Annotated in this window: 25 protein-coding genes; 11 read left to right on the forward strand and 14 right to left on the reverse strand. The window is 39.4% G+C overall.

The window, feature by feature from the left end:
* Positions 1-123: 123 nt before the first annotated feature.
* A complete protein-coding gene (mnmA, locus tag HMPREF2086_RS02045; RefSeq protein WP_023927072.1) occupies positions 124-1,152 on the reverse strand; it encodes a tRNA 2-thiouridine(34) synthase MnmA in 1,029 nt (342 codons plus the stop codon).
* 216 nt (positions 1,153-1,368) lie between these two features.
* On the opposite strand from mnmA, the gene HMPREF2086_RS02050 reads away from it, so the two are divergent.
* Positions 1,369-2,067: a hypothetical protein gene (locus tag HMPREF2086_RS02050; RefSeq protein ID WP_023927073.1), complete on the forward strand. Its 699-nt coding sequence runs from the start codon at positions 1,369-1,371 to the stop codon at positions 2,065-2,067.
* Positions 2,068-2,111: 44 nt separating this feature from the next.
* Here HMPREF2086_RS02050 and HMPREF2086_RS02055 read toward each other — a convergent pair whose 3' ends face one another.
* From HMPREF2086_RS02055 to HMPREF2086_RS02065, 3 genes are all read right to left on the reverse strand, one after another.
* Positions 2,112-4,436, reverse strand: a complete 2,325-nt coding sequence (locus HMPREF2086_RS02055) for an MMPL family transporter (RefSeq protein WP_023927074.1) — start codon at positions 4,434-4,436, stop codon at positions 2,112-2,114.
* Positions 4,436-5,128: a LolA family protein gene (locus HMPREF2086_RS02060; protein WP_023927075.1), complete on the reverse strand. Its 693-nt coding sequence runs from the start codon at positions 5,126-5,128 to the stop codon at positions 4,436-4,438. Before HMPREF2086_RS02060 ends, HMPREF2086_RS02055 begins: the two co-directional genes overlap by 1 nt.
* 76 nt (positions 5,129-5,204) lie before the next feature.
* The gene (locus HMPREF2086_RS02065) at positions 5,205-5,960 is read right to left on the reverse strand and encodes a 4'-phosphopantetheinyl transferase family protein (RefSeq protein WP_023927076.1); all 756 of its coding nucleotides are present in this window, start codon (positions 5,958-5,960) and stop codon (positions 5,205-5,207) included.
* A gap of 115 nt (positions 5,961-6,075) precedes the next feature.
* Here HMPREF2086_RS02065 and HMPREF2086_RS02070 point away from each other — a divergent pair, with 115 nt between their 5' ends.
* The 7 genes from HMPREF2086_RS02070 to HMPREF2086_RS02100 all read left to right on the forward strand — a co-directional run bounded on the left by HMPREF2086_RS02070 (position 6,076) and on the right by HMPREF2086_RS02100 (position 12,016).
* Positions 6,076-7,308, forward strand: coding sequence for an NAD(P)/FAD-dependent oxidoreductase (locus tag HMPREF2086_RS02070; RefSeq protein WP_023927077.1), 1,233 nt, complete (start codon positions 6,076-6,078; stop codon positions 7,306-7,308).
* Entirely contained in the window at positions 7,296-7,766 is a 471-nt protein-coding gene (locus tag HMPREF2086_RS02075) for a hypothetical protein (RefSeq protein WP_023927078.1), read from the forward strand. The genes HMPREF2086_RS02070 and HMPREF2086_RS02075 overlap by 13 nt, the downstream gene beginning before the upstream one ends.
* Positions 7,759-8,940: a beta-ketoacyl synthase N-terminal-like domain-containing protein gene (locus tag HMPREF2086_RS02080; RefSeq protein ID WP_023927079.1), complete on the forward strand. Its 1,182-nt coding sequence runs from the start codon at positions 7,759-7,761 to the stop codon at positions 8,938-8,940. The genes HMPREF2086_RS02075 and HMPREF2086_RS02080 overlap by 8 nt, the downstream gene beginning before the upstream one ends.
* Positions 8,941-9,011: 71 nt before the next feature.
* Positions 9,012-9,482 carry a hotdog family protein gene (locus HMPREF2086_RS02085; RefSeq protein ID WP_023927080.1) on the forward strand — a complete coding sequence of 157 codons (471 nt, stop codon included), beginning with the start codon at positions 9,012-9,014 and terminating at the stop codon, positions 9,480-9,482.
* Complete coding sequence (fabG, locus tag HMPREF2086_RS02090) at positions 9,479-10,195, forward strand: 3-oxoacyl-ACP reductase FabG (RefSeq protein WP_023927081.1); 717 nt, start codon at positions 9,479-9,481, stop codon at positions 10,193-10,195. The genes HMPREF2086_RS02085 and fabG overlap by 4 nt, the downstream gene beginning before the upstream one ends.
* Positions 10,192-11,433 (forward strand): beta-ketoacyl-ACP synthase, encoded by a 1,242-nt coding sequence (locus HMPREF2086_RS02095; protein ID WP_023927082.1) that lies wholly within the window; start codon positions 10,192-10,194, stop codon positions 11,431-11,433. Before fabG ends, HMPREF2086_RS02095 begins: the two co-directional genes overlap by 4 nt.
* A gap of 70 nt (positions 11,434-11,503) precedes the next feature.
* On the forward strand, positions 11,504-12,016 hold the full coding sequence (locus tag HMPREF2086_RS02100) for a PBECR2 nuclease fold domain-containing protein (protein ID WP_023927083.1): 513 nt from the start codon (positions 11,504-11,506) through the stop codon (positions 12,014-12,016).
* A gap of 72 nt (positions 12,017-12,088) precedes the next feature.
* On the opposite strand, the gene HMPREF2086_RS02105 is transcribed toward HMPREF2086_RS02100, so the two are convergent.
* The 10 genes from HMPREF2086_RS02105 to HMPREF2086_RS10600 all read right to left on the reverse strand — a co-directional run bounded on the left by HMPREF2086_RS02105 (position 12,089) and on the right by HMPREF2086_RS10600 (position 19,961).
* A complete protein-coding gene (locus tag HMPREF2086_RS02105) occupies positions 12,089-12,511 on the reverse strand; it encodes an acyl-CoA thioesterase (RefSeq protein WP_023927084.1) in 423 nt (140 codons plus the stop codon).
* A gap of 26 nt (positions 12,512-12,537) precedes the next feature.
* Positions 12,538-12,990, reverse strand: coding sequence for a hypothetical protein (locus tag HMPREF2086_RS02110; protein WP_023927085.1), 453 nt, complete (start codon positions 12,988-12,990; stop codon positions 12,538-12,540).
* Positions 12,991-13,067: 77 nt separating this feature from the next.
* Complete coding sequence (locus tag HMPREF2086_RS02115) at positions 13,068-13,526, reverse strand: hypothetical protein (protein WP_023927086.1); 459 nt, start codon at positions 13,524-13,526, stop codon at positions 13,068-13,070.
* Between the two features lie 61 nt (positions 13,527-13,587).
* Positions 13,588-14,673 carry a hypothetical protein gene (locus tag HMPREF2086_RS02120; RefSeq protein WP_023927087.1) on the reverse strand — a complete coding sequence of 362 codons (1,086 nt, stop codon included), beginning with the start codon at positions 14,671-14,673 and terminating at the stop codon, positions 13,588-13,590.
* Between the two features lie 69 nt (positions 14,674-14,742).
* Positions 14,743-16,596 (reverse strand): ApeI family dehydratase, encoded by a 1,854-nt coding sequence (locus HMPREF2086_RS02125; RefSeq protein ID WP_023927088.1) that lies wholly within the window; start codon positions 16,594-16,596, stop codon positions 14,743-14,745.
* On the reverse strand, positions 16,589-17,317 hold the full coding sequence (locus tag HMPREF2086_RS10595; protein ID WP_023927089.1) for a COG4648 family protein: 729 nt from the start codon (positions 17,315-17,317) through the stop codon (positions 16,589-16,591). The genes HMPREF2086_RS02125 and HMPREF2086_RS10595 overlap by 8 nt, the downstream gene beginning before the upstream one ends.
* Positions 17,318-17,329: 12 nt before the next feature.
* Positions 17,330-17,587 carry an acyl carrier protein gene (locus tag HMPREF2086_RS02135; protein WP_023927090.1) on the reverse strand — a complete coding sequence of 86 codons (258 nt, stop codon included), beginning with the start codon at positions 17,585-17,587 and terminating at the stop codon, positions 17,330-17,332.
* Between the two features lie 25 nt (positions 17,588-17,612).
* Positions 17,613-17,921: a phosphopantetheine-binding protein gene (locus HMPREF2086_RS02140; protein ID WP_023927091.1), complete on the reverse strand. Its 309-nt coding sequence runs from the start codon at positions 17,919-17,921 to the stop codon at positions 17,613-17,615.
* 47 nt (positions 17,922-17,968) lie between these two features.
* Positions 17,969-18,892, reverse strand: a complete 924-nt coding sequence (locus HMPREF2086_RS02145) for a lysophospholipid acyltransferase family protein (RefSeq protein ID WP_023927092.1) — start codon at positions 18,890-18,892, stop codon at positions 17,969-17,971.
* Positions 18,882-19,961, reverse strand: coding sequence for a beta-ketoacyl synthase chain length factor (locus HMPREF2086_RS10600; RefSeq protein WP_023927093.1), 1,080 nt, complete (start codon positions 19,959-19,961; stop codon positions 18,882-18,884). Before HMPREF2086_RS10600 ends, HMPREF2086_RS02145 begins: the two co-directional genes overlap by 11 nt.
* Before the next feature lie 351 nt (positions 19,962-20,312).
* On the opposite strand from HMPREF2086_RS10600, the gene HMPREF2086_RS02155 reads away from it, so the two are divergent.
* From HMPREF2086_RS02155 to argB, 3 genes are all read left to right on the forward strand, one after another.
* On the forward strand, positions 20,313-20,786 hold the full coding sequence (locus HMPREF2086_RS02155) for a hypothetical protein (protein WP_023927094.1): 474 nt from the start codon (positions 20,313-20,315) through the stop codon (positions 20,784-20,786).
* A 143-nt stretch (positions 20,787-20,929) separates the two neighbouring features.
* Positions 20,930-21,262, forward strand: coding sequence for a histidine triad nucleotide-binding protein (locus HMPREF2086_RS02160; RefSeq protein ID WP_023927095.1), 333 nt, complete (start codon positions 20,930-20,932; stop codon positions 21,260-21,262).
* A gap of 124 nt (positions 21,263-21,386) precedes the next feature.
* Positions 21,387-22,247: an acetylglutamate kinase gene (argB, locus tag HMPREF2086_RS02165; RefSeq protein ID WP_023927096.1), complete on the forward strand. Its 861-nt coding sequence runs from the start codon at positions 21,387-21,389 to the stop codon at positions 22,245-22,247.
* Positions 22,248-22,394: the final 147 nt, after the last annotated feature.

Here is a 22,394-nt window from a genome sequence, read left to right on the forward strand (position 1 = left end):
CCCTCCAAAGCTAGTCATTTCACTTTTTATCTTACGGCATATCTTTTTATCTTGGCTATTGTTTGCAAAGACTGCTTTGCAAGATTTTGCAAAATCTTGCAGGAATTACGCAGTAGCAAGAGGCTACACTATCACGCCACCGCCTAGCACGCACTCATCATCATATACCACAAGTGCTTGTCCTTTTGCCACACCATAGACAGGCTCTTTTAGTCGTGCCAAAATCTTGTCATTATCCACTTCAAGCGTGGCGAGTGTTGGCTCGGAGCGGTAGCGGATTTTGACTTCGTATTCTTGTCCGTGGAAGTCTTTATCTAGGCTTACATTTTGAGCTTCTACCAAAATCTTTGCTAGCTCTTCTTTTTTGCCTACGATGATTTCATTTTGGCTAGGGTTTATGCCTAGCACGAAGTGTGGCTCGTGCGCACCTTTTACGCTAAATCCTTTGCGCTTGCCTATGGTGTATTGCATATATCCTTTGTGGCTTCCTACGATTTGCCCTTGAGCGTTGCGCACTATGCCTTTATTTTCGACATCAAAGTGCTTTTTTAGTATGTCTATATAGTCGCTTTCCACGAAGCAAATCTCTTGGCTTTCTTTGTATTCTTCAAGTGTGCCAAACCACGGCATAGCTTCAAACGCTTTTGGTTTGACTTCGCTTTTTAGCATATCGCCAAGTGGGAATATAAGGCGGTTTATGGCGTCTTGTGAAATCGCATAGAGAAAGTAGCTTTGGTCTTTGCTAGAATCTTTTGCTTTGGCGATTTTTTTGACACCATTTACTTCTTTTATGCGTGCATAGTGTCCTGTGGCGATTTTTTCACAGCCCATTTCCATAGCTTTTTGCAAGGCAAGTCCAAATTTCATATTTGGATTGCACATAGCGCAGGGATTTGGCGTCTCGCCTCTTTTGTAGGATTCTATGAAGTAGTTATACACCACTTCTTTAAACTCCTTTTGCGCATCGATTACCATAAAATCTATGTCTAGATTTTTGGCGACTTTTTGGCAGTTTGCGATGAAAACCTCGTGCTTTTTTTCTTTGTCGTGTAGCTTTAGGTAGATACCTAAGACATCGTGTCCTGCCTGCTTTAGTAAGTATGCCGAGTAGGAGCTATCCACTCCTCCGCTCATTAGCAACGCAACTTTCATTGTTGGTCCTTTCTAGTGGTAAATTTTGCATATTGCAAGTTGATTCCCTTTTCCTTTATTTTGGATTTAAAGGGAGGGTATTATAGCCTAAAAACATTTTGCTACGCTTAAAAAAACCTCCAAACTAGCGATTATAGATTTTTAGGACATTTTGAGGAGGTTTAGCGATTTGGAAATGTCTTTAATCAAAAATCATAGAATCTAAAAAGGCGATAAATGCACTTTATTTGGCTTGTATTTTTTATCTGTGTCGCTCCACTTTTTGGCAAATCTGCAAAATCTCAATTCTCACTGCAGATGCCCGAAGAAGTGGCAAAGATTTATTATGAGATGAAGGGCTTGGATATGAATGGTGGGAAAAATACCTCACAAAAAGAGCAAAATCCACAAAATAGTGATGACAAAAAAAGTAAAAAACAAAAAGCAAAAGAGGAAAAAAAGGCAAAAAAAGGAGCAAAAAATAAAAATATTGAGTATTTTATAGATTCCAAAAAGTCCCAAAAATCAGCGCAAACTACGCATTATTTCCCAAATGATGTCCCACCTCCCATAGAGCAGCCACCCTCTTTTGAGGAAATCATAGCTAGAAATGTGAATGAATACCCGCAAAATCAGCAGCTATGCCAAATGGGCGATAAAAAAGCCTGCTTTTTTGCGGGGCAGGCGATTTTATACACAGGAGGGGATTTGGGAAGCGCACAGCAGTATTATTGGCTATCTTGTGCGCTAGGTATGCAGCTAGCTTGTGATGAATACTCCAAAATCTCAATGAGTGTTGATATGCTCTATCGGCAGTATTTTCAGCGGTGGCAGCGCAAAGTGTGGGTGGGGGATATTATCACTAAGAAAGGCAAGTATATTGAGCTACAAAAAGTGCGCCCTGCTTATCAAATCCGCAATATGCAGCCAAGATGATAAAGCCCTACTTATAAAATCTATCGAAATTATCCAAAATACCCCTAAAGTTTTTTAAGATTTTGGGATTGAAGTGTGAGTGCGATAGCTCCAAGTGCGCAAAAAGCCATACCCAGCGTGGCACTTAGCCCAAAAGCCACCACCGCTTGAGTGTGGCTAAGAGATAATAAGCAAAAAGAAATGATACTTGTTAGGCTTGCTAGAGCTATGCCAAATACGCGCTCTTTTGGGCTAAGGCTATGATTTTGTGCGAGCAGGACATAATCAATCCCAACCGCGCTAGAAATGATAAGCCCAAAAGCTACAAAGATATTAAACCCAATCCCAAAAGCTAGCACTATGCCTAGACTTGCTAGTGTAGAAAGTAGCACCACACTCATCATCATCGCTGATTTTTTTAGCCCAAATGCAACGCTAAGTGCGATAAAAGCAAGAATATAGCCAAAAATCTTTAGCCAAATGGCGTTAAATTTTATCGCGCTAAAACTCTCGTTTATGCTTTTGGGGAAATCTATGAGCGAGGCATTGTATTTTGCTAAAATAGCTTCTAGCTCATCTGTTTGGTTTAGGGGCTTAAAATGTGGGAATGATATGTAGCTTTGTGGGTGCAAGCTAGGATTTGCAGAGATGATAAACCTAGCAAAATCACTTCCTAATCTAGTGGAGAGAATTTGCTCTAAATCAAGTGGTTGTAAAGATGCGACTTTCTCAAAAGCCTCTAGGATTTGGGATTTTTCAAAGCCTAGATTCTCATATATTCTTAAAATATCTTTATCTTTGCTTGCTTGCTTGAAAGAGTCAATGATTTCTTGCTGCTCTTTGGGGCTTAGCAGAAGTGCGCTAAGCCCATCATATCTATCTATGAAATCTTTTATGTCATTCATAAGCCTGCGCTCTAAGGCTATATTGCCAGATTCTAGGAGGATAAATTTTTGAGTGCTAGTATCGCTTATGCGGGCAAAATCTTGCAATTCCTGCAAAGAATGCTTAGGCAGGGAGGAGTATTTGGATATGTCATCTTGCGTGTCTGTGTGTAGCAAAAGCACACTAGCAAAGAGCACAACAAATGGAGCTAACCAAAAGATATATTTCCTAAAAAATGGTTTTGCTATCTTTATCAGGCTTAGAAATGGCTTTCTAAAAGCGTGCTTAGATACAAATACACTTCCTTGCAAAATCTGTGGCAACAAAAAGAAACTAGCAAAAAACGCCCCCACAAGCGCAAAAATAGAAATAACAGCGACTTGGTGCAAAAACGGCATAGGCGATAGCAAAAATAGTCCATATCCGCTTGTGGTAATAAAAAGCCCAAGCAAAAATATTCTCCTCATAGAGAAAATGCTTGATGGGCTTACCACTTTGTATCGCTCTTTGGCAAGCCAATGAATTGCAAAATCTATGATAAGCCCCACAAGGCTTGTGCTAATGACTATGCTAAGGATATGCAGATGTGCAAAAGCTAAAAGCGCACCGCTTAATCCGCACAAAAAGCTAAATCCAATCACCAAAGCTAGCCAAAATATCCGCACACTACCAAAAGCACCAAACAATAGTAAGCCAACCAAAATAAAAGATAACCCACCCATATATATGCTCTCTTTTATCCCCTCTTGTTTGCCAATCGCACTAAAAATCGCTCCACCTTGAATGAGAAGGTGTGCGCTAGATTTTTCCGCCATTTTTCTAGCTTCTAAAATAAAATCTAGTAGCACTTGCGAATTGATATTTTCAGCCAAACGCGCGCTAGCAAAGTAGTATTTTTTTTGTGTGATATTATCTAGTGCATATAGCCTCGCACTTGCTATGTCTAGCTTTAGCCCTTTGTCGTTGTCTAGCAAGCTAGAATGTCCTAAGAGATTAAAGAAATCTTGGCTTGGGCTAAGAGGACGCAAAGCAAAGCTATGGACTAACTCTTGTGCATTTTGGATAAAAAAAGCCTTATTTTTTATTTTGCTAAATGTCTCATATCTAAGCAGTGCCAATCGCAGCGGATAGAGAGTATCTAAGATATTAGAATCATCAAATTTAAGTTTGACACTAGAAAAAAGATTTGGCGGGGCGAGCGCAAAAATCTCATCAAGCAATGTATCATCATCGCTTAAAAACGAAATGTCTTTGGCAAAATTTTGCTGAATCTTTTGTAGGGCTTGCTTTTGAGTAGGGCTAAAATCTAGCTCTAGCAGTGAGTAAATATCGCTTTGGATAGAATCTATGCGAAGTGCTATGATAGCTATCATAGCACTTGTAAGGAGTGCAAAAATCGTGTATATAAAAACTTTTTTTGTGTTATGATTTTTTGCGTTATGATTTTTGGTGTGGTAATTTTTGTGCCAAAAGCCTTGTGCTAAAAATGTATATAGATTTTGCATTATTGGATTTTTATATTAGAGAAAATATTAGTCGTAATATCGCCGTTGCTTTCATATAGCACAATTTTTTCTAGCAGGCTTGGATATTTGATTTTACCTTGCAAGAGGATAGAATCAAACACTTTTGCTATAAGAGCGTTTTTGGGCTTTAGGACAAGCTGCCAAACTTCGCTACTTTGCGCGAAAGAAAAGGTAAAATATTTTTGCAATGCTTTAAAATCTACGCTTAATATTTCTAGTAGCATTTCTTGGTTATTGTTGATTGCTATCCATTTAGTTTGGTTGCTTGGAGATTTGTTTATCGGGGACTGATTTTGCGAACTTTGATTTTGCAAGATTTGATTTTGGGTGGCTTGATTTTGTGGGTTTAGCTCTTGTTGAAAGACGCCTTTTGGTGTGATTTTGATAGTGGATTTTATAGGGGAGTGTATCTCCCAAAAAAGTGTTTTTTCTTCGCTTACTTCGCCATTTTTTGCCACAAGACTAAATGTGCCAAAACTTTTTATGGTGTTGCTAAAGCCTTTTAGTTGCTTTTCTTGGGTAAATTTGCCCTGCATAGTTTTTCCGCTTAAGGATTTTTTGATATTGTCTTGCAAGTCCTCCAAGCCAAAAGCTTCTATAAAGCCCACAAAAAACCCACATAGCAAAAATACTATCCCAAAATGTTTAGTAGCGTTGATATATTGCTTCATTTTTCCCCTTAGATTTTTCTAGATTTTCTTAGATTTTGGTGTTTAGAAGTGCAAAAAATATTGTGCCAAAAATGATTTAATAGCATAGCGCGATAATGGCTTTTTGATACTTATAAAGTCTAGTTATGAAGCAAAATCTATGATAGTTTTTGTTTTTTTGCTTTTTGCAATCTTTTACACGATTTTTTCTGTGATTTTTTTTGTAATCATTACTCACTTTGTTTGCGGATTCACAAAACGCACCTTTTTTGTCAAGCCCTACACACTCCAAATCACTAAACTTAAGGTTTTCTAGCTTGATTAGGGATTCTTTTAGAGTCCAGATACGATAAAAGTAGCGCAATGGATTTGGCGAATTTGCCACAAAATCACGCTCAAAATGGCTAAAGCAAAAATCTAAATGTGGCTTAAAATCCCTACTTTTGATAATCTCCATATCAACACCTATTGGGAATCTAGCAAATGCCAAGAGGGCAATATCGCTTTTATGCGAATAGCTAGAGAAATGAGCGCATTTGATAATATTTTTTAGACTTTTTAGCAGTGCCCTAGAGAGGATAAAAGATAAGTTTTTGCTTAGATTTGGGTGGAGGCTTAAAGTAGCTTTGTCTTTTTGGCTAAGGCTATGCCTGTCATAGTGTCTCATAAGTGGGCTTAAGCCAAGTGCAAGAAAGATATGTTTTTTGTCTAAAAACTTATCTAGAGATTTTAAATGTGAGTGTGGATATAGGCTAGCACTGCTTGTATTTAGCCGATACAAAAACAAACCCTTTGGGATTTTGCGTGTTGGGATTTTGCGCAGGGCTTTGCTGCGCTTTTTGTGAGTGTGCAAAATTATCCTTTTCATAGATTTTGGGATAAAGATTTTAGTATAATATCAAAAGAATTTTAAGCCAAGCGACAAAGCAGGATAGAGAGAGGATAGAAAGCAAAAACAAGGAGTGAGAATGCAGGCAGGAAAAACACAGACAATAGAAGTAGAGGTTTTAGTCATCGGGGGTGGACCAAGTGGCAGTATATCTAGCGCACTTTTGCATAGGCAAGGCATAAAAACGCTAGTCGTAGAAAAGCAGAAATTTCCAAGATTTGTCATAGGGGAGAGTCTTCTTCCCTTTTGTAATGAAGTGCTAAAAGAGGCTGGGTTTTTAGACGCAGTGGAAGCACACTCATTTCAGTATAAAAACGGAGCAGCCTTTAGCCACAACGATGAATATCGCTATTTTGATTTTTGTGATAAAAGCACTCAAGGCTCTGGGACTACTTACCAAGTCCAAAGAGGGGATTTTGACAAGGTGCTTATTGATGAGGCGATAAAGCAAGGTGTGGAGGTAATATTTGAAGTGGAAGTGGAGGACATTTGCTTTGATGAAAATGGGGCGAGTGCGTGCTTAAGCAATGGCGAGATTGTTCGCGCTAAATTTGTGCTTGATGCAAGTGGATATGGCAGGGTGCTACCTAGAATTTTAGACTTAGAATCCCCATCAAATCTAAGTGCCAAAAGAGCGTATTTCACGCATATAGAGGATAATATCTCTGAAGTACTTTATGATAGAAACAAGATTCTTATCACTACTCACCCAAGATTTAGAGATGTTTGGTTTTGGCTCATACCATTTTCTAATGGACGAGCTAGTATCGGTGTGGTGGGTGAGCCACAAAGGCTAGAGATAGAGGGCAAAAGCGATGAGGAAATCCTAAAATCCCACACTTATGAAGCTCCGATGCTAAAGCGACTACTAGATAAAGCCAAGTGGGATACACCTGTAAGGAGTATTAGCTCGTATTCTAAAGATGTCAAGGCGTTGTTTGGGGATAGGTTTTTGCTACTTGGAAATGCAAGTGAGTTTTTGGACCCTGTGTTTAGCTCTGGGGTAAGTATCGCTATGCAAAGTGCTAGGCTAGCGGCAAACCTCGTGCCAAAAATCTTAAAAGGCGAAAATGTGGATTTGCAAGCCCAATACGCAGATGAGCTAATGATAGGGGTAAATTGCTTTAGGGCGTATGTGGAGGGCTGGTATGATGGTAGATTCCAAGATGTCATCTATGTCAAAAATCCAAATCATCACATTAAGCGACAGATTTGCTCGATTTTGGCGGGATATGCGTGGGATAAGCAAAATCCTTTTGTGATGAAGCCAAAAGAAGCATTAAGCGCATTGGAGGGGTATTGCAAGTCATAAATATTTTTTTGGTGGGATTGGCGTTTGTCTTTTGTGGCTGCGCTTTACGAGGGGGTTTTGCGGATTTTGGTGTGTTTTCACAGCGTGCATTTAGCCTTGAAGAGCAAGGCAAGATAAAAGTGCTTTATGTATCAAGCCAAGCCAAAAATCCACAAGAATCAAAAAAGTGGCAAAAATCCCAAGACAAACAAGGAAAAATCGTGTATTATTTTGCCATTTTTGATAGCTTGGGTGTGCCTAGCTTAAGCAGGAAGCTAGAAAATGGCACATTTAGCAATGTGAAGTTTCTCCCACCAAGTAAGCAATATGACAAGCTATTTTTGCAAGTGCTAGAATATGTAAAATCTAAAGATTCTATCTCATTTACTTACAAAGGCATAAAAGTAAAAGAGCTACACACACAAGCACTAGATACGCAAGAAAGAGAGGCAAGGGATTTTGAGTATACTAATGAGTAAGCCTATGCTTATTTGCTCTGCTGGAAATGACAACGCAAGCATTATATCAAGCTTAAAAAGTGGGCAAGTGCATTTGCAAAAAAACAACGACTATGGGAATAAAGAATTTATGCTAGGTGCTATCAAAAATCTACTCCCACTTCCGCCAAACACGCCTACGCATTTCAAAACACGCACAAATACGATTTTGTATAACGCGCTTTTAAATGGAGAGAATCTCATAAAAGAAGTCATAAAAATCACAGATAGTGTAGCTGTGGTGATTGGCACTACTACCACAGGCATAGAGGAAAACTACAACAATATCCCCAAAAAGCAGTATTTGCAAAGTTTTAGCTCGCTTGATAACCCCGCGCTTTTTGTCCGCTCTGTATATAATATTTGTGGGCTAAGTTTTGGGGTTTCATCAGCTTGCACTTCAGGGGCAAAAGCTATCATAGAGGGTGCAAGGCTTATAAATAGCGGGCTTTGTGAAGCTGTGATTTGCGGAGGCGTGGATAGCCTAAATACTTTGACTATAAATGGATTTGATAGTTTGGAGATTTTGAGCGCAAAGCCAACTAGGGCTTTTTGCGCTGATAGAGAGGGGATAAATATCGGCGAGGGTGCGGGAGTGTTTGTGCTGATTTCAAGTGAATGCTTGGCTAGAAATCCTCATTTAGCAGATGATTTTACTATCGCGCTAAAGGGCTATGCAAACAATAATGACGCATTTCATATCACGCAGCCACGCACAGATTTTGCTATGCAGGAGAGGCTTTTATCTGAAGTGCTACTTTGCGCCAATCTAACTCCAAGTGATATTGACTATATAAATCTGCACGGCACGGGGACAAGTGCAAATGACGCTATGGAATCTGCCACTTTTGCCTACGCGCTTAATGGTGCGCTAAAATCCATCCCCTCTAGTAGCATAAAGCCACTTATCGGGCATACGCTAGGCGCGGCAGGTGCGATAGAAGCGGGCGTGTGCGCAGAGATGATTTTGCAAAGCATTGGAAGCCTTGATGGGCAAGAAGCCCTAATCCCGCATATTTATCATAATGACTTTGATAAAAGCCTCCCACAAATCGCCCTAGTAAAGCAGGGGCAGAAAGCCAAAGTGCGTAATGCCCTTAGTGTGTCTTTTGCTTTTGGTGGGGATAATAGCGCGATAATACTAGGGCAAGCCTAGCTACAAACTTGGCTAAAATTAGGAAAATGACTTAAAAAAAAACGACTTAAATTTTGACAAGGAATCTATAAATGAATGATATTGCAAATCTTATCCCGCAATCCCTAGAAATGGTGCTTATTGATGAGCTATTGGAAGTAAGCGAGCAATCTATTTGCACAAAATCTTACATAAGGACTGATAATGCGTTTTTGCAGCAGGGTAAATTCCCTAGCTATAATGTTTTGGAGATTTTTGCCCAAAGTCTAGCACTATGGCGAACTAAGCAAGAAAATCTAAAAATAGATTCTGGCACTGCCCAAAACCACAATAAACTAGGATTTTTGCTTGGTGCTAGGGGGTTTGAGATATTTACTCCTTATGTGGCAGTAGGCGAAGCGGTGCAAGCGCGTTTGCGAGTAAGTATGCAAGATGAAAATGGGCTAGGCGTGTATGAGGGAGAGGCTTTTGTAGGTGGTAAGCTAATTGCTAAAACTTCTTTGACTGCGCTAAATCCAAATGATGAGTTTTTAGCTCAAATATTGCAAGGAGAAAAACTATGAGTGATACAAGGCAAGTGCTTATCACAGGCTCTTCGCGTGGCATAGGTGCAGGCATAGCTAGAGAACTAAAAAAGCAAGGCTATGAAGTTATCTTGCACGGCAAAAGCAAGACAGACGCACTAGATTCTCTAGCAGATGAGCTAGGTGCAAAATCTCTTATCTTTGATGTCGCTGATACAAAGGAGTGTAAGCGTGTCTTAGAATCTTATGCAAGTGAGAATCCTGCGCTTTGGGGAGTCGTGCTAAATGCTGGAATCGCTAGAGATAATACATTTGTGGGCTTAGAAGAGGAAGAGTGGAAAGGCGTGATAGATACAAATCTACATAGCTTTTATAATGTGCTTCACCCTTTGCTAATGCCTATGGCTAGGGCAAAGTGCGGGCGAGTGGTAGTCATATCCTCTGTCTCTGGTGTGATAGGCAATAGAGGGCAGAGCAACTACGCAGCAAGCAAAGCAGGGCTAATCGGTGCTGCAAAGTCTCTAAGCATAGAGCTAGCAAGTAGAAATATTTGTGTAAATGTAGTCGCCCCCGGTCTCATACGCACAGATATGACAAGTGGTAATCTCCCAAAAGAGCAGATTTTGCAAGCTATACCTGCCAAAAGATTTGGGGAGGTAGAAGATGTCGCGCCATTGGTGGCGTTTCTGCTAAGTGATGGTGCTAGCTATATCACGCGCCAAGTCATAGGCGTAAATGGAGGGCTAGCGTGAAAAAGCCAAATAGAGTATTTGTGAGTGGATATGGGATTGTAAGTGCGTTTGGCAAATCTTGGCAAAGTGTGAGAGAGAATCTGCAAAAAGGAAAAAATGCTACCAAATACATAAAAGAGTGGGAAATACACAAAGACTTGCGCTCAAAGCTAGCCGCACCCATAGAGGGCTATACTCCCCCGCCTCAATGGAGCAGGAAGCAAATGCGAAGTATGGGCACAATCTCACAATATGCCGTAGAAGCAGCGGGGCTAGCACTATCTAGCGCAGGGCTGATACAAAGCAATGGTGAGATAAATCAAAATCTGCAAAATGGCTCTATGGGCGTAGCAAGTGGCTCTAGCACGGGTAGCACTGACTCGACATTGCAGCTTGCCAAAATGTTTTTGGGACTACCCCATAGCTGCAATGCCAACACTTACATAAAGTGTATGCCACACACAACGGCTGCAAATATCGCTATTTTTTATGGACTAAAGGGGAGGATTATCCCTACTTCGTGTGCTTGTGCGAGTGGAAGTGTCGCCATAGGGCAGGCTTATGAAGCGATAAAATTTGGACTTATTGATTCTATGCTTGCAGGTGGAGCTGAAGAGCTATGCCCTAGTCAAGCCTATACTTTTGACTTTCTCTATGCCACAAGTCAAAAAAATGATATGCCCTCCCTTACTCCCGCACCATTTGATTCCAAAAGAGATGGGCTAGTCATAGGCGAGGGAGCGGGGTTTGTCGTGCTAGAGAGTGAGGATAGCCTAAAAAGGCGAGGTGGGGAAGCATTAGCTGAAGTGGTTGGGTTTGGTAGCAACTGCGATGGGGCGCATAGCACTCACCCACAAAGCGATACAATGAAGCAAGCGATGATTTTAGCCCTAAAAGATGCGGGGCTAGAGCCTAGAGAGATATGCTATGTAAATGCTCACGCCACTGCTACGCAATGGGGCGATATAGCAGAAGCGAAAGCGACAAATGAGGTGTTTGGAGAATCTATCCCTATAAGCTCGCTAAAAAGCTATCTAGGACACACACTTGGTGCGTGTGGAGGGCTAGAGAGTATTGCGTGCATAGAGATGATGAGAGAGGGAGTATTTTTCCCCACGATAAACCTAAAAGAAGTGGATAAGAATTGTGCACCTCTTTTGTATTTAAGAGAGCCAAAATCTATTAGTGGAGATTTTGTGATGAACAATAACTTTGCATTTGGTGGGGTAAATACTTCGCTTATCTTTAAGAGAGTGTGAAAATCTAAAAAAAGCAAAAAATAGTTTTTAGTGTTTTTGTAAAAATCATCATCTATTTTAAGGTAAACAGATGACAGGATTGGCGTTTGTCGATAAGCAGGGCAATAAAAAGTTACTAGGCAAACAGGCACAAAAAATGTGGCTACAAACTTTTGGGCTAGATTCTATTGATGATATTTATACACCCAAATATAGCGATGAGATAAAAAGGGCTTTGCAAGGCAAGGATATAAGGCTTACAAAGGGTAGTTTGCTAAAACTCGCACAAAAGGATAGATTGCAGTATATTCTACAAATCAAGCAAACGCTTGACAATCCAGATATAATAATATATCACGATGAAAATGTTATTTTTGCAAAAAATATAAATGAAAGGATTTTCTTTACAAGTGTAGGGAGAGAATTTGAATCAGGGCTAGTTATAATAAGCAATGCACCCAAAAAGTCAAACACTATAAGCAATAAGATAAAAAGCGGGAAAATAGTGTATCAATCTCCCAAGTTTGAACATCTCCGTTACAACCAAACTTTTACAGATGAACGCTTAATCATCAACGAGATTGACAAGAAAGATTCTATCTAAAATATATTTAAAAGTCAAACTAGAAAAATGCAGAATATACTACAAACTAGCACAAATCAAGCTAGCTAAATGCTATTTGGCGTGGTTTATAAAAGCACTTAGAGATTCTCTAAATTCACTTGGTAGATATAGGCAAGTCTCTTTTGATTCTAGCAAAATCGCCACTTGGGAAGTGTGCGCTTGGCATAGCCTAGCACCACTTATATCTACAAACCTATACCCAAGCCTAAAAAAGCATTCAAATTCTAGTAGTTCTACTTCTATGCAAAATCGTTTGTTAAACTCTATGGGTGCGATATATTTGCAATCTAGCTTGACTACGGGCAGGGCAAATCCTGCTTCTTTCATCTTTAGGTAGCTAAACCCAACTTCATCTAAAAACCTGCACCTTGCTGCTTCCATATATCGCACATAGTTTCCGTGCCACATAACACCCATAGAATCTATATCAAAAAACTCCGCAATGAAGTCGTATTTTTTGGTTATGTGTGCCATAGATTTTCTTTTAAGGTTTATTGGGGTTATTTGGCAAAATCTGCTTGCAAGGTTACTTTGACTTTTGAATGTCTTACTAGACACTCAAATTTTTCAGTGCTATTAAAAACACCTTTTATGCCTTTAGAATTTGTGTAGCCAACAATATTTACTACCTTGCTTGCTTGTAGCATATTTGCCCTATTTGCAAGGGTTGTGAGTGCTTTGGCTAATGCCATTTGACAAGAATATTCCATACTCAAAGAGTTGGCAAAAGTTCGTTTGTGTCGTTGTGTGATTTGCAGATTTTGTGAGATGATTTGTATGCCCTCCCCACTACCTAGTCCGAAAGTGAATTCTACGCTTTGAGGTAGTTTTGCTTTGACTTGCTCATTATTTAGGGCTTTTTGTAAGTTAAAATAGTGCAACTCACTCTTTGCGACAAGACAAGAAAGCATACCAAAAGTCAAAAACAATGCAATTTTTATTGCATTTTTCATTTTCACTCCTTTTTAGATTTTGCTACAAAAAAATATTTGTGATTTTTATAAATTTTACACAAGTTTTTTGTGCAAAATTACTTCGCAAATGACGCTTTAAGCGTTACTTTGACATCTAAGGCACGCACTAAGCATTCATATTCTTGTGTGCTATTGCTATTTAGGCTTACGATATTTACCGCAGAGTTACCACCCGCTTCTTGGACTTTTTGCTGGAGCTTGGCTAGGGTGATTACAAACGCTTCATCACAAGCACTTTTTATACTACTAAAATGTTTTAGAGCGTTTTTGTGATTTTCTTCAGCAAACCCTGCGATAATCTCTTTGCTTCCTAGATTTCCTAGCCCGAAGTAAAGCTCTATCTTAGGAGTTAGTCTAGCTTTTGCTTCATCGCTTTTTAGAGCGTCTGTGATGCTGTATTGTCTATATTCTTTTGAGTAGCCGTTTTTTTCTTTTTGTGCGCCTGACTTTGCTAGCATAAAAGCACTTGATAGTGCACATAGACTTGCGATAAGCACGATTTTTGCCACATTCATTTCATTCTCCTTTTAGATTTTATTGCCAAATATTTGTGTCTGCATTATAGCTTTTTTAAGACTATGTTTGGTTGCCCCAAAAATCATAAAAATTAAACCACGATTTTGGGTTTGCTATCGCTCTTTTTTGCAGAGAATCTACATATTTTTGCATAAGCTCTTTTATTTGGGCTTCTTTTGTGGATTCTCGCCCAAAAACGACAGGTGCTTGGCTTATTTGCTCTAGCTTGATTGTGTATTTGCCTTTGATTTTTTCACACCATAGCATTGAGATTTTGGCATTTAGCACCCCTGCTAGCAAAAACGCTCCTTGTGGGAAGTAAGCACTTTTGCCTAGAAAGTCAAACTTGGCATTTTTGCTATTGCTAGAGTGTGATATAGCTACTCTATCTCCCATAATACCGATATTCACGCCATTTTCTAGCAAGTCTTTTAGTCTAAAGAGAGAATCCATATCCAAATCATCTACAAGCATTATGCCTGCATTTGTGATACTATCTTGCGTAGTATTTGATTCTTTGTGGTTGCTTAGTCCTTTTAGGAGGGCGATAAAATCTTGAGCTATTTTTTCATACATCAAAATGACAAGTGGGATTCCCCCTATATTATTTCGCAATGCCCTGCAAACTTCGATATTTCCAAAATGGCTTACCACCAAAATCTGCCCTTTTTTGGATTCTTTGGAGGTTAGTAGCTCGTTTTTGATAACTTCCATATTGTGCACTTCTATGTCTTTGTGGTTGATTTTGCCTAGCCACGCAGCGATTTTGTCGCATATTGCGCTACCAAACTCATAAAAATTGCTATACACTTGATAATTTTTGTGGCAGGTTTTTGTTAGTTTTTGCGACATTTGCGCTATTTGTTTTAGTATGCTTGATTTTTTGCTAGGTTTTGGATTTTCGCTTGGATTTTTGCTCTTTTGGAAAGTGTCTAAATTCTCATAAAATCTTGCGATATTGTGCCTCTCATTTGGCGAAAATACAAAATACACTCCCGTTACAAACGCTATACATAGCTTCAAAATCGGGAGTAAAAATGGGTGATAAAAACAACCTACAAGCACGACTGTAACCTTTAGCCAAAAGCTGCTTGCGCATTCGTTTTTCTCATACCATTTTTTATTTTGCCATTTTTTATCTTGCATTTTTCTTCCCAATTTTATTTTGCAAATTCTTCACACCAAATATTGATTTGACTTATTTTTTTTTATTCATTATTGCTTGCTTTCTTTCAGCTCTATTTTGCCACTAGAGCAGATTTTGTCATTTGCATAGAGTGTGAAAACAAGCCGATTTTGACTTCTCTCTAGCTCTAGCCTAGCATTATCACAAGGGCGCAAAAAGCTAGAAAACTTCACACTTTGGATTTTGCTGATAGACTCTAGTGTAGTGTCCAAATATTCACTAGCGCAATCAAGTGCAAATCCTAGCTCTACAAATCCCGGGACAAGAGGAAAATCAGCAAAATGTCCATCGAAATAAAAACACCCCTCATCAATGTATGCTTCAAGCGTGCAGGTTTTGACTTCATTGCTTGAAATATTTTGGCTTATTAGACAAAATGTGGGGGTAATCTTTGCATTAACGCAATCTTTGAATGCTTTTAGTGTGATTTTGCCTTGCTCATTGTAGGGCAAATAAGAGCGGATATGAAAATACCGTAATGCACTCATAAGATGGGCATTAGATTGCAGTGATGATTTGATAGCGGATTTTATGCCTTTTTTGCCAGAAAGCCTAAACACTTTCTTTCCCTCATCGCTTAGCACTATTATCGCGCTTAAGCGGTTTTGCCCATCTAGCTTGCCTACACGGACATTTTCTATGAGATTGGAGCTTTTTAGGCTAGATTCTACAAAGTCAAGGCTTATGCGGGTTTCATTTAGTTTGATAATCCTATCATATCGCCCCAAAAGTGTGAATGTGCCATCACTATGGATTTTTGCGCAATCATTGCTGATAAATTCTGCATTTTCGCTTTCAAAACTATCAAGCCACGCACTAGAAATCACAAGCCTAGAGCTAGAATCTAGCTTTAGCTTCACGGGTGGAAAGGCGTGAAATGTGCTTTGTGTGCTAGATTTTGGGGTGTATTTTTGTGCTTGATAGCCTATTATGCCTGTTTCGCTACTGCCATATATCTCTACAAAGTGCTTCAAATCATCTCCAAATCGCTTCTCTAGCCCAGCTCGTGAGCGACTATCTAGTGGCGAGCCAGCGCAAAATATCACCTTTGGCGAGGGGATTTTGCTTATGTCGTCTTTTAGCACAATGTCTAGTGCGGTGGGCGAGGCAAGCAAAATCACATTTTTGTGTGTATCTAGCGCGTTTATCAAAAAGTGATGATACAAAAACTGCTCTTTTAGCACTACTCCACCGCACACAAGGGGCAAAAACACCTTAAAAGTAAGCCCAAATAAGTGCCTATGTGGAATCGCCCCGATAAAAGTCGGCATATCATCTTTGCTTTGTGTTTTTGTGTAATCATTTAGGTGGAAAAATTCTGCCAAAAACCTCGCTTCACAAAGCATTTGGTAGATATTTTTGGCGATAAATTTTGGCTCTCCGCTACTGCCTGAAGTTTGGATAAAAAATCGCGCTTTATCTAAAGGGATTTTGGGTGGGATTTCGCTTTGTGTGCCACTATCAAATGGCTTTTGTGATAGGCTTTGACTTAGCTTTTGGTTGCCACCCCCCCCCCCTCCTAGATTTTTGCTAGGTGGATTTTTATCAACTAGATTTTGACTAAAAAGCTCGCTATTTAAAAACTTGCTATCTAGTAGGAGCATATCATTTTGCGCTTTGCTTGGGGAGTTTAGCAAATAAGGCTCTTTGTGGGCTAAAATAGTGCCAAAAAGTGCGGCTATAAATTCATAAGTATCATCTAAAAAGATGCCTATTTTTGAAAATCTAGAAGTAAGCGGGGAAGCAAGCAGTATAGAAGCGATTTTGCTAGAATCTAAGCGCAAATCTTGCAAATTTTTAGTGGATTTGTCGCGTTTAGAATCTCCTTTAGAATCTCCTTTAGAATCGCTAAAAATGATTTTTTCACTAAAGTGCTTAAACATTATCTAGCCTTTTGTGCTTAGGGATAAAGTAGTAGGTGCGATATATCCACTCCATACAAAATAACAATCCCAAAGCTACATAGCAGATTCCACCACAAAACAAACTCCAATAAAGTTTTTCCTCTAGCAGAGCTAGGATAAAAGCGATAATTGAGCTAAGCCCAAAATACAAAATCCAAATCTTTGTAAGAGTGCGCGTGTAGGATATGACATATTTTGGTAGCTCGCTTTGGGTTTGCACACCGTGTGAGTGCATAGCAAATCTTGTGATAAGTGCCTCGCCTTTTAGGCTAAGTGCAAATACACATAGAAGCAAAAGATATACGCACGCAGGGTAAAAATACACTATATTAGTTTGCACCTCATCAAGCCCGATAAATCTACCAAAAACACCAAATCCGTCAAATCCACCCAAAACTTCTCTAAGAAATATAATCCCAAAAAGCAGTGCAAAAATACTGCTTAGTGTTTTGTTTGTGCTGTGGCTTTTTTGGCTTAGAAATGCTTTTATCCCCCAAGCTAGTGCCATAACCCCTGCCACAGCACAAATATTTTTGCCAAAATACACAGCAAGCGGATAGGAAATGCTTAAGCACACAAACACTACATTAAACGCGACTAGAGCGCACTTTTTGGCAAAATCTTTGTCGTTTTGCAATTTGAGTGCTTTCATAGCCTCTTTTAGTGGGCTTAAAAAAGAAAATCTGTGAATTTTTGGCATTTTTTAGAATCTTTATGATTCTTTGTTTGTGCTAAGTGTCTTGTAGACAATGTCTATGATGTCTTGGAGGGTTTGGACTTCTTTGAAATCAGGTGCTTCCATACGATAGCCCGTTTTTTTGCGGATAAAGTCAAGCAAATCAATCGCATCAATGCTATCAATCTCTAAATCGTGGTAGATTTTCGCCTCTGGCGTGATTTTTTCTTCTTTGATTTCAAAAAGCTCAATTAACGCGCCTTTTAGCACTTCAAAGATTTCTTGTTTTTCCATTTATACTCCTTGTTTATGATTTGGCTTAGGCTTTTGCTTGTTCGGTAATGTATTTACTAAGAGTTGCCACGCTATAAAAAATCTCTTTTAGATTCCCTTGCTTGCTATCTAGCTTTAGTCCGTATTGCTTTTGGATAGCAAGTCCTAGCTCTAGCGCATCTACGCTATCAAGTCCCAAGCCGTTATCCTCTGTGCCAAAAAGTGGCATATCATCGCCAATATCACTAGATTTCATATCGGGTAGATTTAGACTTGTGATGATGAGGTTTTTTAGCTCTTCTTTTAATTGATTTAATTCATTTTGGGATTGATTTTGTGGTTTGTCGGTTTGCATTCTCTCTCCTTAAGTTGTGTTTGTAAGCGTGCTGTGAAGTTGCTTGGTTAGCATTCATTTAGTGGTGCGTATAGATTCCCTAGATATTCGTGCAGTGCGCGAACCCTTAGAGAATCGCTTTTGTCTTTTGCAAAATCATCTAAGATGATTTGACTTTCTAGCGAAATCTCGTAGTGTAGTGTTTGAGCTGGCGTATTATACCATTTTGAATCTTTTTGTAGGCTTTTTGGGTGCATTTTGATAAAAATTGCGCTTAAAGATTTCGCGCCGTGTATCGCTATGTAGCTGGCAGCTTTGTGGAAAGAAATTTTATCTTTTGTGCGAGTGCCCTCTGGGAAAATCAGCAGGGATTCCCCGCTTTTTAGAGATTCTATGCTTTTTTGCAGTAGTTCTTCATTAGCTGTGTTTAGGATATAGCCACTTGCTTTTATCGCTCCAAAAAGAAAGATATTTTTGCTTAGAGAGGCTTTGACTACGCAGTTTATATGCGGAATATTTGCAAGTAATAAGACAACATCAAGTAGTGATGGGTGATTTGCGATGATGATTTGACTAGGCTTGGCAGAGGAGATTTTATCAATCGTGGTTTTTGATTTATTTTTGGATTCTATCATTGATTTTTTTGTGGATTTTTCTACTGATTTTTTTGCTGATTCTTGCGCAAATTTTTCTGCTGATTCTACTACTGATTCGTTTGCTTTGAAGCTATAACTTACCCTTTTTGCAAGGCGCATAATCCACAAAAACAAAGCCCACGCATAGCGCACCAAATCGCGACTAAAATACTGCACTTTTTTGTAGCGATGAAGTCTAAGGGCGATGATTGGGATAAAGATGAGATTCCCACTAGCACAGATAATCCCAAAAACCACAAATCCAAAGCAAGCAAAAAGCAAAGCAAGTATTTTTTTACAAATTATTTTTGCTTGTTTTGTGATTTTGTTTTGTGGATTTGGGTGGTTATTTAGCATTTTGTAGCTCTATGTGCCATTTAAATGAATCGTTGTCAATGCTATAAGAAATGTTTTTGGGGGCGTCTTTTTTTGATAGAGTGTTTGTAGCTGCTAGTAAATCTAGCTCGCTTAAAATGATTTCTAAGTCATTTGGGCTTGGTGCTTTGGTGTGAGGTTTGTTTATCTCTAGTGTGGCGTAAAATGCTTTTTTATCCGTATCGCTATCTGTCTTGTGGGGCTGATTTGGCAAACTCACAAGGGCGGCTAGCAGTAAAAAGTCTGGCACATTTTTTTGTGGATTTTGTTTATTTGGGGCGTTTTTTGGGAGGGTGTTTGGGCTTTGCGCTTTGTATGCTAGATATTCACGCGCAAGCCCCTCATAGTAGCTTAGCACAAGCACTTTGTTTGTGTGCTCTGCGTTTTTATTGGCAGATTCTTTATTTATAGCTTCTTTATATGTGATTTCTTGCAATCGCACATAAGCGTTTATCATTGCGTATTCTAGGCTAGGATTTGCCGAGATTGCGCTTATTTCGGCGTTGTTGTTGTGGGCTATGGCGAGCAGTGCTGGGGTGGAATTTAGCACAGACATAGAAAAGCTGGTGGGGGATAGTAGGTAGCTATCTTGCAGGCTTAGTAGCATACTAAAGCAACGATTTATCTCGCCCAAAGTGGAGCTAAACACGATAGGGATAGAGCCTAGATTCCATTCATTTATTTTTGGCTGAAGTAGGCTAAAAACACATTTGCTAGCATTGCTAAGTCGCCTGCGCTCTAGAGGCGATAGATGAGAGAGGGCAAAATCTGCCTTGTAAGATTGAAGTTGGGCAAAATCTAGTGTATTTTGATTTTGTGATTTTTGTGATGCGATGAGAGAGGGCAAATCGACATTTGGCGAGATGATAGCTGATATATCATTGATAATGAAGTGTAGCTTATTCATTTTACTCCCAAATGTTTTAGAGATTTTGGCTAGGATTATAACATACATTTTTTCATTTTCTATGCTATAATACCCGCTTATGTGCGCTTGCTTGGTGTTTGTAGTGCTAGTTGTGGCATTTAGCCCAAAAATCCAAAATCGCATATAAATTTTGCTAGTCTTTTTAGGATAAACCTACTTGGGATAAGCCTACATAAGCGCACTTCGCGCTTATAATCAAAGACAAAACATAGGGGTAAAAAATGTTTGATTTTCTCTTAGTGCTTGTAACATTTGGCGTATTTGTTGGCATATTTATGTGGAACAACAGCGATAGTCAGCTCAAATGAGATTTTCTAAATATTGCCTAACTTAAAAAATATCTTTTTATGATAGCTTTCACAAATGGCTTTGTAGGCTAGGTAAGCTAAGAATCAATACTTCTAATATTTTTCAAAATAAGCACTCAAGTAGCACATTCGCACAAGATATTTCGCACAAAATCTAAGGACTTAAATGCTACCACACTTCTCCAAAATCCAGCGGTTTATCATTCGGTGGAAATCCCGCTCTTTGGGACCTGATATAGATTCGATTATCACGGTGCTAAGTGTGCTTATCTATATGGGCAAATCTGACAAAAAAGAAGACAATATGGATAAGCAGCTAGGCATAGCAAAGCATATCCTCTATGATAGGCTAAAGCTAGGTGGAATCGCTAGCTTTGTCCTAGAGCGCGTCATCGTGGAGGTGGGGGAGTTTATCGATGATGAGGGTAAATATATCCGCGCACGAGAAAAAGCCTTTGATGAGTTTGTCCAAAATATACAGCTTTATAGCTTTGCCCTAGATATGCTAGAGGGCGAGGAAAACGCCTCAAAACTTGAAATGCTCCGCTCTGTGATACAAAAATCCTATGATGAAACATATAGCCTAAAAAAAGAAAGCAAGCGAATCTTGCAAGTGCAGGAATCGCGCTTTTTGCACTGATATTTGGCTAGTCAAGCTAGAATCCTTATGGAATCTTTAAGGAATATAAAATGCTTGCAAACCCCACATACAAAAGATGCGCACAAAGAGTGAGTGCCAAACTTTGAGCGCAAACTTCAGCAAAACCTTATAGGAGCGTATAAATGAGCACCGTATTTAGCAAAATCATCAAAGGCGAAATCCCTTGCAATAAAGTCTATGAAAACGATGAGTTTTTGGCGTTTTATGACATTGCACCAAAGGCAAAAGTGCATATCCTAGCTATCCCAAAAAAGGAACTAAAAGATTTCAATGAAATAGATGCTACGCTTATGGGCAAGATGAGTGAGTTTATCCTAGAAGTCGTAGAAAGAGTCGGCATAAAATCTAGTGGCTATCGTCTAATCACAAACATAGGCAAAGACAGCGGACAAGAAGTCCCGCACTTGCATTTTCACATTTTAGGTGGAGAGCGACTTGGTGGGAATTTTGCCTAAGCCCATCTAAAATATCGCAAAATACTAGCAAATCTACAAAATTAAACAAAATCTAAAGCTACCCCAAAGATAGCAAAAAGCCAAAATCTACCAAAATCCATAAATAGAAATAGGAAACTAAACAATGCAAACCCTCCAAAACAAAGCCAAAATCCTCATTGAAGCATTGCCATATATTCAGCGATTTGGTGGCAAAATCATCGTCATCAAATACGGCGGGAGTGCTATGGAAGATGAAAATCTAAAAAAAAGTGTGGTGCTTGATATTGCACTGCTAAAATCCATAGGCTTTAAGCCTGTCATCATTCACGGCGGTGGCAAAGACATAAGCAAGTGGATAAATAAGCTAGGTGGGGAAGCGAGGTTTGAGGAGGGATTCCGCGTAACTGATGAGAATGCGCTACAAGTGGCTGAAATGGTGCTAAACTACATAAACAAATCTTTGGTGGGCTATATGGGGAGCTTTGGCGTGAGGGCGGTGGGGATAAGTGGCAAAGACGGAGGCACGCTAAAGGCGAGCAAAAAGCTCATAAATGGCAAGGATATAGGGTTTGTCGGTAGCGTAGAATCTGTGGATACCAAGCTTATCACAAGCCTAATTGAAAATGACTTTGTCCCTGTGATATGCCCTGTGAGTGCTGATGAGAAAGGGCAGGGGTATAATATCAATGCTGATGACGCGGCTTGTGCCATAGCTCAAGGGCTAAATGCAGAAAAGCTAGTGTTTTTAAGCGATATAGAGGGAATATATAAAGACTTTAGCGACAAATCAAGCCTAATCACAATCCTTAAAATAAGTGAGGCAAAAAACCTCCTAAAAAGTGAGGGCGTGAGCGGAGGCATACTGCCTAAGCTACAAAACTGCATAGAAGCCATAGAAAATGGCGTATCGCGCGTGCATATCATCGATGGCAGGATACAGCACTGCTTGCTATTAGAGTTTTTCACTGATAGAGGTATAGGCACGGCGATTTTGCGCGACTAGCTTTTGTGTGGTTAATTTTGTGTGATAAATCCGCACGCAAAAATAGTAAACACAAAAAACCAACAATCCCAAAAAACAAAAATCAAGGAAAAAACGATGAGCTATAAAACACCAAAACAACCCAGCAAAGCAAAAAAAGATTCTAGT

The sequence above is a fragment of the Helicobacter macacae MIT 99-5501 genome (assembly GCF_000507845.1).
In the GTDB taxonomy this organism is placed as follows: domain Bacteria; phylum Campylobacterota; class Campylobacteria; order Campylobacterales; family Helicobacteraceae; genus Helicobacter_B; species Helicobacter_B macacae.

Bases quoted from the DNA above. Each gene is read 5' to 3' on its own strand.
- mnmA (WP_023927072.1), bottom strand. From the start codon at position 1,152: ATGAAAGTTGCGTTGCTAATGAGCGGAGGAGTGGATAGCTCCTACTCG.
- HMPREF2086_RS02050 (WP_023927073.1), top strand. From the start codon at position 1,369: ATGCACTTTATTTGGCTTGTATTTTTTATCTGTGTCGCTCCACTTTTT.
- HMPREF2086_RS02055 (WP_023927074.1), bottom strand. From the start codon at position 4,436: ATGCAAAATCTATATACATTTTTAGCACAAGGCTTTTGGCACAAAAAT.
- HMPREF2086_RS02060 (WP_023927075.1), bottom strand. From the start codon at position 5,128: ATGAAGCAATATATCAACGCTACTAAACATTTTGGGATAGTATTTTTG.
- HMPREF2086_RS02070 (WP_023927077.1), top strand. From the start codon at position 6,076: ATGCAGGCAGGAAAAACACAGACAATAGAAGTAGAGGTTTTAGTCATC.
- HMPREF2086_RS02080 (WP_023927079.1), top strand. From the start codon at position 7,759: ATGAGTAAGCCTATGCTTATTTGCTCTGCTGGAAATGACAACGCAAGC.
- HMPREF2086_RS02085 (WP_023927080.1), top strand. From the start codon at position 9,012: ATGAATGATATTGCAAATCTTATCCCGCAATCCCTAGAAATGGTGCTT.
- fabG (WP_023927081.1), top strand. From the start codon at position 9,479: ATGAGTGATACAAGGCAAGTGCTTATCACAGGCTCTTCGCGTGGCATA.
- HMPREF2086_RS02100 (WP_023927083.1), top strand. From the start codon at position 11,504: ATGACAGGATTGGCGTTTGTCGATAAGCAGGGCAATAAAAAGTTACTA.
- HMPREF2086_RS02105 (WP_023927084.1), bottom strand. From the start codon at position 12,511: ATGGCACACATAACCAAAAAATACGACTTCATTGCGGAGTTTTTTGAT.
- HMPREF2086_RS02110 (WP_023927085.1), bottom strand. From the start codon at position 12,990: ATGAAAAATGCAATAAAAATTGCATTGTTTTTGACTTTTGGTATGCTT.
- HMPREF2086_RS02115 (WP_023927086.1), bottom strand. From the start codon at position 13,526: ATGAATGTGGCAAAAATCGTGCTTATCGCAAGTCTATGTGCACTATCA.
- HMPREF2086_RS02120 (WP_023927087.1), bottom strand. From the start codon at position 14,673: ATGCAAGATAAAAAATGGCAAAATAAAAAATGGTATGAGAAAAACGAA.
- HMPREF2086_RS02125 (WP_023927088.1), bottom strand. From the start codon at position 16,596: ATGTTTAAGCACTTTAGTGAAAAAATCATTTTTAGCGATTCTAAAGGA.
- HMPREF2086_RS10595 (WP_023927089.1), bottom strand. From the start codon at position 17,317: ATGCCAAAAATTCACAGATTTTCTTTTTTAAGCCCACTAAAAGAGGCT.
- HMPREF2086_RS02135 (WP_023927090.1), bottom strand. From the start codon at position 17,587: ATGGAAAAACAAGAAATCTTTGAAGTGCTAAAAGGCGCGTTAATTGAG.
- HMPREF2086_RS02140 (WP_023927091.1), bottom strand. From the start codon at position 17,921: ATGCAAACCGACAAACCACAAAATCAATCCCAAAATGAATTAAATCAA.
- HMPREF2086_RS02145 (WP_023927092.1), bottom strand. From the start codon at position 18,892: ATGCTAAATAACCACCCAAATCCACAAAACAAAATCACAAAACAAGCA.
- HMPREF2086_RS10600 (WP_023927093.1), bottom strand. From the start codon at position 19,961: ATGCGATTTTGGATTTTTGGGCTAAATGCCACAACTAGCACTACAAAC.
- HMPREF2086_RS02155 (WP_023927094.1), top strand. From the start codon at position 20,313: ATGCTACCACACTTCTCCAAAATCCAGCGGTTTATCATTCGGTGGAAA.
- HMPREF2086_RS02160 (WP_023927095.1), top strand. From the start codon at position 20,930: ATGAGCACCGTATTTAGCAAAATCATCAAAGGCGAAATCCCTTGCAAT.
- argB (WP_023927096.1), top strand. From the start codon at position 21,387: ATGCAAACCCTCCAAAACAAAGCCAAAATCCTCATTGAAGCATTGCCA.